Raw genomic sequence first — 11,291 nt, forward strand, 5'->3', positions numbered from 1 at the left:
CGTCGAGTTTTTCACTGAGGTCGATCCGTGAAAACGACTGTGGATACCGGACGTACGGCGATCCGCCAAGGCATCATTCACAGAAGGAGAAACGATCCGGAACCACGGAGGCCGGGTGATTCCTTACTTGTGCGTGGAGGAGGCGCCGAAAACGCTCCTCTGGCACCGGTTCCGAGGTCGACACGAGAGCCTGGACCAGCCCACCTTCCTCGCGGACGGAGGCCTTGGTGATCTCCGGGATCCGCTGGATCATCTCCTCGGTCTGGGCGGTGGACACCCAGCAGCCCTCGGAGCGGAACCAGCCGGGGCCTCGGGAAAGGACGGGGAGGCCGGCCAGGTCGATGAGTTCTTCCAGACCGACCTCCGGGCTGCGTTCGTACACGGTCAGGATCCGGGCCATGCCCCGCAGGAACGCCTCGACGTCTTCCCCGGGCAGCACTTCCGCGTTGTATCGGAGCGAGGTTCGCAAGATTCCCGCGTCCGAGCGGCAGCGCATCTGGAGGACGTGGCGCAGCCTCCCCCCGAGGCGGGTGATGGTGTGCTCCTCGAACGGCGCGGACCCCTGCGAGGGCCGCCCGCCCCCGTGAGAGAGGCAGTTGAACCCCGGGATCGCGTCGAGGTCGAGTCCACGCCGTTCGAGGACATCACGCGTGGCGTCGGCGGCGTGGTCGGGGTCGAACAGGCCGTACCTCAGTACCTGCGTCTCGCATTCGCGCGCCCTGTGGAGGAGGTCGCTGAAGTTGTGGGTTCCCCGAACGTCCAGCCGTACGGGTAGCGACTGCATCATGTTGGCGAGGGCCGACAGACCGGCCCGCCGGTGACGATTGGCACTACTGACCGCGATACCGACGTGGTCGTTTCCGACGTAGGCGGACAGCGCGAGCGCGTAGCAGGCCAGGAGACAGGCGGGAACGGACACGCCCTGGGTGCGCGAGACGCGGCGGCAGGACCGCGTCATCTCACTGGAGGCGAACACGGCCTCCATCGCCGTGCCCGGTTCGACGACCACGGCGGGCACGGGGAAGGCGGTACGAGGGAAGGTCGGGATCAAGGAACGCCAGTACTCCGTCGAGCGATCCCTCTTCCTGAGTCCCACCTGAGATGATTCGTATTCCATGAGGTCACGGGGTTGGACGGGGAGAGCGAGCGCTCCTTCCGGCCCGCCACCGAGCAGCCACTCGACCTCGCTGCGCACGATCCCCTGCGCGAACCAGTCGGCGACGATGTGGTGCAGGACGAGGAACAGCCGCCGAGCCCGGTCGGGCAGCCTTGAATCGACCACGACCCCAGCCCTCACCGGAGGTTCCTCGGTGATCCGGAAACCCTCCCGGCAAAGCCGTCCGGAAAAGGCCACCGCTTCCTCCCTGGAACCGACGACCTCGACCTTCAGGGGAATCGTGAACTCGCTTCGAACCTTCTGCACCGGGCTTCCGGTCCCATCGACACCGTAATGCGTCCGCAACCCCTCATGTCTTCGAGTGAGGACCTTCAGACACGCCAGGACCCTTTCCACACTCGTGTCCTCGGGGACAGGGATGTCCATCATGGAATTCTTTGTCCACTGGTCTTCCAGAGCGAGCTTGAGATAGCTATCCCAGAAATACTTCTGCCCCCAGGTCAAGCCCTTCTCTTCGATAACCACACCACCACCCCCCTTCAATCGTCTATGCCCGATAAAGGCTCTAGTTAATATCTCAACAGCACAGCCAACAGAAGAACAAGAAAACGAATAAAAGTCAACAGACTGAGCGTGATGCATTTTTTACACAAAGTTACGACCCAAAAATCAGAGCACGGAGGCCTCGGTCTTCATGTTAACGAAATCGCAGGCAAGAGGTCTTCCACTCCTGTCACCCTGAGTATTTTTCGAGGTCACCATCATGAGCACATCCATAGACATGGTGACCAAACATCGAATCTTTTATCGGCTCAACCCATGAATTCGTGAACCATGATCGCTCGGCATATACGCAGCTCAGACACCATGAGCAAAGCGGTTCACGATTCTCGACCAGGAAAACAGCGCACCTTCGATGCTTCCGGATCCCCCGTGGCCGGTTGCGGCCAGAACAACGGCACCCAGCCTCAACCCGAACGGTTTTCGTAAAAACTCACGGATTCTTCATATCTCTTCCCCCTCCGACCCGTTCCCGACAGCGGACTCGGAATTCGATCCCCCTTGGCTCACCGACACCGTTCCTTGACCCCTTCGACCACCAGGGCTGTTGCAAAGTCGGGTGAGGGACGCGTCTGCCCTGCTCAGGGGACCTGGAGTAGCTCTAGATGACGAGTGAAGGTCTCCTACGACACCCAGCGCACGGCCTCGGGGATGCTGCTCATCCCCAACTCCGTCAGCAGCGGAATCGCCAGGTTGCGCAGCATCGCCATGTTCTGTGGGCCGTGCCCGGTCCGCACCCGCGAGGCGTCCTCGCCAAAGCTCACGTCCCGCACATGGTGTAGCGCGTGCGAGTCGGCCAGAGGCGCGGTTCCAGCATTTCCGCTGGTCGTTTCCCCTGACCGCTCGCCCGAACCCGGCGTGCCAGTTTCCCGGCACCGGGCTCTCCACGAGCCCCTCAGGCGGCAGGGACTACCTCTGGCCGGATGATCCACGGGGTCGGGATCGCGTTGCCCCGATACCGGTACCGGATGATGGATACCTTGGCGGGGTTGAACAACTCCACACCCTCGGCAGCAAAGCCCCACCGGCTGTGGGGCGTGCCGTAGGTGCGGGCGATCCATCTCCAGTTCTTACGACGATGTCGACGTCGCAGCCACTTCCAGACACGGTGCCACACGTAATGCTCCAGATCGCTAAAGGCGATCTTGGAAGCCCCGTGCCGGAAGTACGTGGTCCAGCCCCGCAAGAGCAACCCCAAACGGATGAAGATCTTGCGAGGCTCCATGCTCATGGTCTGCCGTCCAGTCAACGCCTTGACCTTGGACCTCACCGACTTGACGGCCTTGTCCGAGGGGTGGGAGTAGATCCGGCGACGGTCCGTTCCCCACTGGGTATGCCGTTGGATGCGGAACCCGAGGAAGTCGAATCCGTCGTCGATATGGACGGTGTGGGTCTTGTCTTCCGCGAGGCGTAGCCCGATCTTCGCGGCCACGTCTGCGACTTCCCCGCGCAGTGCTTGGGCATGCTCGCGAGTGCCGAACACCACCACGACCAGGTCGTCGGCATACCTCACCAACCGGTAGGTCGCCCCTCCCTGCTTGCGGTGACGGCGTCGGTAGTACTCGTTGGCGTGCGTGTTCCACTCCGCGTCGAAGTGCTCGTCGATCACGCTCAGGGCGATGTTCGCGAGCAGTGGTGACAAGATCCCGCCTTGTGGCGTGCCCGCCGATGTCTCACGCAAGAGCCCGTCACCGGTCAGGATTCCTGCGTGCAGGAACGCCTTGACCAGTGCCAGGACCCGCTTGTCGGAGATCCGTTGACGCACCCTTGCCATCAGGGCGGTGTGTGAGATCTCGTCGAAGCAGTTCGCGATATCGGTCTCCAACACCCACTCGTATCCCATACGGGCGTGGTGCCTGATGTCCTCGATCGCGTCCTGCGCGCGTCGTCCGGGCCGAAACCCATAGCTCGACGAGCTGAACCCGGTCTCGAAGATCGGTTCCAACACGAGCTTGAGCGCGGCCTGCACGACCCGATCACGGGCCGTGGGGATGCCCAGGCGTCGCAGCTTTCCCCCGGACTTCGGGATCAGCCGCTCAGCCACGGGCAGCGGGGTGAACGTGCGGGCTTTCAAGTCCTGCCTGATCCGGGACAAGAACCCGGCGACACCGCCGGCGGAGTTCTCGATCTCCGGACCGGTCCACCCGTCGATCCCAGCAGTGCGCGCCCCCGCGTTGTCCCGTACCCGGCGCCATGCTTGAAGCAGGAACGCCGGATCGGCCACAAGGTTGAACAGATCATCGAACACACGGCCTGGGTCGGCCGCCGCCCGATCGTGCAGCTTGGACTGAATCCCCAGTACCCGCGAGGCCGCCGTAGCGGCATCGAATGGAACGCCGGTGTTCACCGGCGTGGCTCCTGACATTTCCTCTCCTTGCTGCGATGACTCGCTGCGGCCCTTCCCCATGCGGACGGCGTTACCGCCCTCGGAGTACTACGGCCGCTCCGCCCCGCGTGGGGCCCGACAACGGACAGCGCGCCTGCCCACCTGGCCGCTGGTCGCGGCGATAGGTGCGGGTAGGCCCCACACGGTTCCCATGTTCACTTCGCTCCGGTTACTACGGGAGGGACCCGGCTATACCCCGGCGGTCGTCGCCCCACCCGCAGACTCGCGGGGCGACCTGTCCGGTGCGGCTGGAGGCCGCCGCGGACGGGAGCCTGCTTATCGAAACAGCCCGGCCCGCACCGCAGTCCCGCCCCATATCCACCAGGTTTGAGAGCGGTTCTGGCTAACGAGGCGTCAAGCACCGATTCCTTGTGTATCCCTTCGTGGTTCGCTGGCCGGGCCCGCACGGTCTGGTAGTTCCCGCACGTCCCGACGGTGTCAGGGCCGCTTGCCACCACCACGCCTACGCTTCCTACGGCATGGTGGCTGCCCTCAGCTTCTACCCGGCCGCTGCGACGGCCGGGCGATGGGGTCTTTCACCTCCATCCGGTAACCAAGCGCCTCATGGCGCACCTCGATCCGCCAATGACCCCGCACTAAGCCCGCCAACCGGGCGGCACCGGTCTGCTCGGCGGAAGGCGGACCCATGCTGCTCATCGAGATCGTCCACCCGATCGGTCGCCTGGACGATCGTGATCGCGAACTGGTCTCCCGCGCCATCGTCGACCTGTTCCTCGAACCCGACGGACACGCGACGGAGACCATCCGTCGTGCCCGTACCGCCACCCACATCGCCTACCGGGAGCTGCGCGGTTGGTGGACCGGCGGCGGGCCGCCGTCCGACGACGCCGCCCCGCCGCTCATCATCACCCTCACCGTGCCCGAGGCCTGTCGGGAGGAGGCGGCCGGCACCTTCATCGGTCTGGCGCGCACCGCCGCGAAACGGATGGACGACCACCATGGCCGGCAGCGTCCGCGCGGCAGCCTGTGGGTTCGGGTCGATGGTGTTCCGGATGGCAGCCTCGGCCTGGACGGGCGGCCGGCCACCGGGGACGACGTGCCGGCCTTCCTCACCGAGGAGTTCCGCGCCGCCTGGGAGAGCGGCACCTCCGCGCCCGTGCCCGAGGGGCGGCTGCCCGACCCGATCTGCGAGATGACCGTGGCCGACGGCAAGAACAGCCTGGTCATGGAGGACGATGGGCGGCGCCTGGGGTTCTGCTCGCAGGGCTGCCGGGCCGCCTACGCTCGTGAACGCCCCGAGGCCGTCGTCGCCTGAGCCGTAGCCACCATCCACCGCTCCGGTACACCGATGGCGGCCCGGAACCCTCCTGTGCGGTGCCCACCCGCACAGACGGTTCCAGGCCGCCTCGACCTCCCACCGCAGAGCCCCGCCAGACTCTGCGCCGGGTACGTCCGATCTTCGGGACGCACACTTCTCTCATCGGCTCGGAACGCGCCGCCACCGCGATCGGCCACCCTGCTCCGTGACCGGTGCGGCGATGACACGACTCCCCGACCGCTTCCGGGACCCGCCCACCGCGGGGCTCCGGGAACGGTCCGCCCGGCTCACTCGGACCGCCACCGATGTGTCCCTTCCGCCCGAACGGGCGCCACATCGGGAGAGAAGTCACCGTCTCCTTCATGGAGTGATGATCCTCGGCGGTCCCCGAGCCGTGGGAAGCGTGTCCTCGCCCTGTCCCCAGTGATCATCCGGAGCGGTCGGATACCCGTTCCGTTCCCCCCGGTGGAAACGGACCCGCTCACCGCCGACCCGGCGTGGATCTCCGAGGACGAGGGCGTGGACATGGCCAGGGGCGCTCTCCCCCGCCCAAAGGGAGAGGTCGTCGGAAGGCGCGGGGCCTTCCGTGGTTCGAAAGGGTGCGCGCTCCGGGGCGCGCCCGTCATGGGCGACGGCCTTGGCCGGAGCCCGCGGTGTGCCGTGGTCGACCCTCAACGCCGGCGGATCGTCCTCGACGTCGAAACGACGCCAGGCCGAGCTCGCGGACTCGTCGCGTTCCCGAAGCAGCAGGTGGACGTGGGTCTCACCCTGCTCCATGGCCCATTGGTAGGCCTCGGTCACGTCGAACTCCACGCCGCCGTCCACCGGGCAGGAGGCCTGTCCGCCCCGGACACTTCGGGTGTCGAGAAGGGCACGAGACGTCGGCTGGTCGTTCCAGGTGGCCCCGGTGTGGAAGGGGTCGACCCGGTGCAGTTGGAGGACGGAATCGCCGGCGCAGTCGTAGGACCACACCACTTCGGCGCGCAGCACGGCGGATTCCACGAAGCTTTCGGCTTCGGACTCGACCGGGAATCGGAACAGGGCTCTGCGGGTGTAGGCGCGGTCCCATTCGAGGTGTCCCGTGCCCACGCTCTCGGTCTCGGTCTCGGTCTCCACACCGTCGTGGGCCCGGTCGGGGAAGGCACGGTCCACGTAGGTCCACGAGGTGCTCTCGACCTCGACCCGGTCCGCACCGGAGCTCACCGGGGCGAACGCGTCATCGGATGCGACCGGAACCGGAGCTCCCTCGCCGACCGCGGCCGTGTCACCGGCGTTGGTGGGGAGCTCTTCGTCGGCTGTGGCCGGAGCGATCCCCGTCCCCAACGCGAAGGCCAGGGCGTGAGCCGCACAAGCCGCCGTCGCACGGGCCAGGGAACGACGCATTACGGGTAGTGCCTACACATTCCATTTATGTCCGAAAAAGAATCAGCTCGGGGCTTTTCACCCCGTTCCGACAACAAGGAAGTTACCAAATACTCACAGCCACCCACAAACCTCGGATATATAAATACTGACCTAAACCAGAATTACCAACACCAGAAACCCGAACACCAGGCAACTCACTCGACCGGAAGTAATCGAGCGAAGAGTCTCCCCTTATTCGGAAACCACTGAAATCCGGTTACCATCGAGCCGAAAGTCAGCTCTGTCGCAGGTGGAAGCCCGCTTCGAGCCAGACCGGCGCACACCCATGAATCCGTTTCGGAACAGCAGGAAAACCGAAACAGGCGGGCCCAGATTTCCAAGGAAGATTTTTGCCGAGCCATCACAAGACCGGATCTCACACCAAGAGAAGGCAAGGCCCGAGAGTCATGGTCCAGATGACGTGTACGGGCCGCCGGGGTCGGGCAGTCGGGTCCCTACAAGGGAGAACGCGCCATCAAGGAGGTTGTCGTGGCCGAGCCGTCGAGCCCGCTCAAGGACAAGAACTACAACCTGATCTGGGCCCTTCATCAGTCACTGGAGAACGTCTGGCGTCTGGAGGGCTACATCAAGGACGCTGAGAGCCAGGGTGACGAGGAGCTCGTCCGCTGGTTCCGTCGGATCCAGGAGAACAACCAGAAGGCCGGCGACCAGGGAAAACGGATGCTCCTCGATCGGATCCAGAAGGAGAACGGCTGAGGCTCCGGCCCTCACCTCTCACTCGGAACCGATACACGTCAAGGCGATCCCGGACGCGACCGGGATCGCCTTCGACGTCTTCGGGTCGGTCAGTAGCAGAAGGCCGCTACGCGCCCGCCGCGGCAGAGACAGCGACAGGTTCAGAACCCGGTCTGCCCTTCGATTTCCGCCCGTCGTGTTCGCGCGGCTTCACCCGGGAGGGTGTCGAGCAACCGCAGGGCCTCACCGCGGTGTTCACTCACCCCGTCCCGATCTCCCCGCTGGCCGAGTGCCGCCATGAGGTGGACGAGGGTGAGGACCTGGGACCAGTGGTCTCCTGTTCGCCGGAACACCGACAGCGCCTGCCGGTGAAACGCCACCGCTTCCTCGGTGCGCTCCAGAAGCAGGTACGTCTCACCCGTGACATCCCAGGTGGCGGCTTGAAGGTCGGGGCGACCCACTTGGGAGAACAGGACAGCGGCCTGCTGAAGGTGGCCGAGCGCCTCGGCTCCCGCATCGCGAGCCACAGTGATTCGTCCCAGTTCCAGCAGGGCCAGCGCTTCGAACAATTTCCCATCGGCCTCACCCGCGATCGCCAACGCCCGCTCAGCCGTCTCCTGAGCCGATGTGTGACGTCCTTTTCGCCGGTGGACGGCCGCCAGCAGAGCCAAGGCCTCGGCCTGCTCCAATGGCTCATCCGCGTCGGCAAGGGCATCCGCCGACCGCTTCAGCAGCTCTTGGGCGCGATCGAGTCCAGAAGGCTCCTCGGATTCGAGGAGAGCCCAGCCGATGTTCCGGGTGAAGGCTCCGACGTAGACGGAATCATCGAGTTCGAGCGCTCGTTCCAAGGTCTCTTGGAAGCAGGCTTCGGCTTCTCGAAACCGATGCGCGAACATGTGGACGACACCCAGCCCATTGGCGGCTCTGACCTGCCCGAACCTGTTCCCCAGTTCGCGGAAGGCCTCCGATGCGGCGCTGAAGCATTCCTCGGCTTCACCCAAGTTGAACAGGTGCCGGTAGGCGATGCCGAGGTTGTCGAGGGTGATCGCTTCGCCATACCGATCCTGCGCGCGTCGGGCGGAGGCCAACGCCTCCAGTTGTGCGGGCAACCACGTGTCGGCCGGTTCACGATCGGCGATGAGCATCGTCAAAGTCGCGGGGATCTGCCAGGCGACCCGGTCCATGGCGTGGGCGCCGGCCACCCTCACGGCGAAGACGAGGTTGTCGCGTTCGGTCTCGTACCAGGCCAGAGCCTCCTTCGCTTCGTCGAACACCACCGGTGCGACCTGCGCGTCCAGGGGCTCAAGGGACAAAGGCATGGCGTAAGCGGCCGCTCCCACGTGGGCGGCGGCCGCGGCCGTGTGCAGATACCAACCCAGGACTCGACTCAGTGCCTCTCGTCGCTCATCCGCCGAATCCTCGTTCTGAGCCTGGTCCACGGCATAGGCGCGGAGCAGATCATGGAACTGATAGCGATCGTGACCGCACTCTTCCAGCAGATGGGCGCCGGTCAGGACATCGAGGAACCTTCGAGCACGAACCGGGGCGATCGCCGCTAAAGCAGCGGCCGCTTCGACCGAGAACTCAGGACCCGGATGCAGACCCAAGAGTCGGAACATTCGCGCGACGGGTGGAGTGAGCGCGCGATAGGACCAGGCGAAGACCGTGCGCACAGCGTCTGCCTCACCTGCTTCGCCCTCCTCCGACACCGACAGGGCCTCCCACAGACCGGACTCGTCTCGCAGGTTGGTGATCAGGTCGCGAAGTGGCATGTGCGGTCGCGCCGCGGCCCGCTCGGCCACGATCCGCAGGGCAAGAGGCAATCGAGCACACAGGCGGGCCAACTCGGCGAGGTCGGCGTCCTCGTCAGCAGTACGGTGTCCAGCGGTTATGGCACGCAGCAACCGCACGGATTCGGCTTGCGACAGCGTCTCCACACTCACGCGTTGCGCCCCTTCTCGTATGACCAGACCGGACATGCGTGCCCGGCTCGTGATCGCGACCAGACAGTTCGAAGAACCGGGCAAAAGCGGCCGAATGTCTCCAGCTGTAGCGACGTTGTCCAAGACCACCAGTACACGCCGATCCGCCAACACCGAACGGAACAGTTCCGCGCGCTGTTCTTCACCTGCGGGGATTCGGCTCAATGGTACGCCCAGCGCCCGCAGAAACCGCCCCAGGACATCAGTGGCCTTCACCTGTGGCCCGGGATCGTATCCGTGCAGGTTGACGTAGAGCTGCCCGTCGGGAAAGCGATCCTTGATGTGGTGCGCCCAGTGCACCGCCAGCGATGTCTTACCCACACCCGCCGTACCCACGACCAGTGCGATCCGCAAAACTCCACGCCCTTCGGCGGAGGAAACCCCTTCCTCCAACAGCGCATCCAAGAGCACCAGCTCGCCTGCGCGGTTGATGAACCCACGCAGATCACCCGGAAGTTGGGCGGGCCGGACTACAACAGCCGACTCCGAGGCGTGAAAGTGCACGTCACCGCCAATATCACGCGCCTGAACCACACCACTTTCGGTCGAGCTCGAAAGCGTGTTGTGGATCTTTGAATCAGGCATCGGATCTCGATCACTCGGCCCTTGGACCACTTCGCCTCCCGGTCACACATCCGACACGGCTCGGCAGAACCACCTCTGAAACATCACATCGAACCGGCCGATTTCTCACCCAAAGCCACCATACTCCTCGTTCTACTCATCAAGCACGAGGTATACAAGACCCCTTCCCCTCCGACTCCACCACTGCTAGCTTCATATATGAACTATTAGATCAAATACAAACTCCACCAATACAGAAAAAGAAAGGTTCACATGAAAATAGAATTCGTCGGCGGCACCACCGGACAAGTTGGATCGCCTCGCTTGTACCGAGACACTGAAAGTGGCGACTTCATCGTCCAGGGGTACCTGATCAACGAGCCGGCTGATTTACAACAAATGAAAATACCCCACGGTGAAACCGTCGTCCGCGTACCGGCATCCCTGTTCGAATACCTACCGAAGGACGGCACGAGTGGAGTCTCTTGACGCGGCCGGCTGGGCCGACCTGTTCGACTCCTGCCAAGAATCCGCCTGCCACCTGGAGATGCGCGACAACTACGCGGTGGCCGAGGAACAGTCGGACATCGAGCAGTGGCGCGCCGGCCGGTGGGGGCCCGAAGAGGACGCGCGAAGCAAGGCCGGCTGGCTCGACCTCATGCGCGCCGCCAGGGCACGAGGGGTGCGCCTGCGCCGAGTACGGATCGTCTCCGAACCGGTGACCGAGTACATCCGCTTCGAGCACGAGGGCACACCACAGAACCTGGCCGCCGGCGAGGACGTTCGTTGGCTGCCTCGCACCCGTGCTTCCGGCTTGGCGCTGCCCGGCAACGACTGCTGGGTCATCGACGGCACGAAGGTGTTGCTTCAACCAATTGACACCACCGGCGGCTGGGTCGGCAACGAGACCAGCACGGATCCGGAAGTGGCACGGCTATGCGCACAGGCATTCGAATCCGCGTGGAAGATCGCCATTCCGCACAACGAGTTCACTCTGACCTGAGAATAAATGAACGACTCTCTACGAATTTGCGTGATCTCGTCCGGACCCGACGAGTTCGCCACCATCCACGCAGCCTGCGCCGATTCCGGACATCGACCGGTCGCCTATTTCTATGGACGTTCTCTACGTTCTGACGGCCCGAATCTCGACGATGCCGGCGAGATGACCGCGTCGATCCTCAACGCGGTTCCCCGAGGAATGGACCTGCTGCTCCCCGGAAACATCGAAGGGCTCGCGCTCACACTGAGCCTTTTTCATCCTGCTTCTCGGAGTTGAAGGACGAGTACAGCTCGGGTGAT

The 11,291-nt window shown here is 64.3% G+C and carries 9 protein-coding genes; 4 read left to right on the forward strand and 5 right to left on the reverse strand.

All coding sequences use genetic code 11. The features are described 5' to 3' along the window. Nucleotides 1-73 precede the first annotated feature (73 nt). From BQ8420_RS25950 to ltrA, 3 genes are all read right to left on the reverse strand, one after another. Nucleotides 74-1,759: a condensation domain-containing protein gene (locus BQ8420_RS25950; protein ID WP_087102142.1), complete on the reverse strand. Its 1,686-nt coding sequence runs from the start codon at nt 1,757-1,759 to the stop codon at nt 74-76. A gap of 542 nt (nt 1,760-2,301) precedes the next feature. Beyond that, nucleotides 2,302-2,442, reverse strand: a complete 141-nt coding sequence (locus BQ8420_RS31670) for a hypothetical protein (protein ID WP_369825549.1) — start codon at nt 2,440-2,442, stop codon at nt 2,302-2,304. 131 nt (nt 2,443-2,573) lie between these two features. Then, entirely contained in the window at nt 2,574-4,043 is a 1,470-nt protein-coding gene (gene ltrA / locus BQ8420_RS25960; RefSeq protein ID WP_087102146.1) for a group II intron reverse transcriptase/maturase, read from the reverse strand. A gap of 667 nt (nt 4,044-4,710) precedes the next feature. Here ltrA and BQ8420_RS25965 point away from each other — a divergent pair. Then, complete coding sequence (locus BQ8420_RS25965; RefSeq protein WP_087102148.1) at nt 4,711-5,340, forward strand: hypothetical protein; 630 nt, start codon at nt 4,711-4,713, stop codon at nt 5,338-5,340. Between the two features lie 363 nt (nt 5,341-5,703). Here BQ8420_RS25965 and BQ8420_RS25970 read toward each other — a convergent pair whose 3' ends face one another. Further along, on the reverse strand, nt 5,704-6,726 hold the full coding sequence (locus tag BQ8420_RS25970) for a DNRLRE domain-containing protein (protein ID WP_087102149.1): 1,023 nt from the start codon (nt 6,724-6,726) through the stop codon (nt 5,704-5,706). A gap of 510 nt (nt 6,727-7,236) precedes the next feature. Here BQ8420_RS25970 and BQ8420_RS25975 point away from each other — a divergent pair. Then, nucleotides 7,237-7,464 (forward strand): hypothetical protein, encoded by a 228-nt coding sequence (locus BQ8420_RS25975; protein WP_087102151.1) that lies wholly within the window; start codon nt 7,237-7,239, stop codon nt 7,462-7,464. Between the two features lie 140 nt (nt 7,465-7,604). Here the strand turns inward: BQ8420_RS25975 and BQ8420_RS25980 are convergent, their stop codons facing one another. Continuing rightward, a complete protein-coding gene (locus tag BQ8420_RS25980; RefSeq protein WP_200816098.1) occupies nt 7,605-10,040 on the reverse strand; it encodes a tetratricopeptide repeat protein in 2,436 nt (811 codons plus the stop codon). A gap of 424 nt (nt 10,041-10,464) precedes the next feature. On the opposite strand from BQ8420_RS25980, the gene BQ8420_RS25990 reads away from it, so the two are divergent. Both BQ8420_RS25990 and BQ8420_RS25995 read left to right on the forward strand, forming a co-directional pair. Then, entirely contained in the window at nt 10,465-10,992 is a 528-nt protein-coding gene (locus tag BQ8420_RS25990) for a DUF6879 family protein (RefSeq protein WP_235006505.1), read from the forward strand. A 6-nt stretch (nt 10,993-10,998) separates the two neighbouring features. Further along, nucleotides 10,999-11,268, forward strand: a complete 270-nt coding sequence (locus BQ8420_RS25995) for a hypothetical protein (protein WP_200816099.1) — start codon at nt 10,999-11,001, stop codon at nt 11,266-11,268. The last annotated feature ends 23 nt before the right edge of the window (nt 11,269-11,291 follow it).

Origin of the sequence: Nocardiopsis sp. JB363 (genome assembly GCF_900143625.1) — a bacterium.
Taxonomy (GTDB): domain Bacteria; phylum Actinomycetota; class Actinomycetes; order Streptosporangiales; family Streptosporangiaceae; genus Nocardiopsis.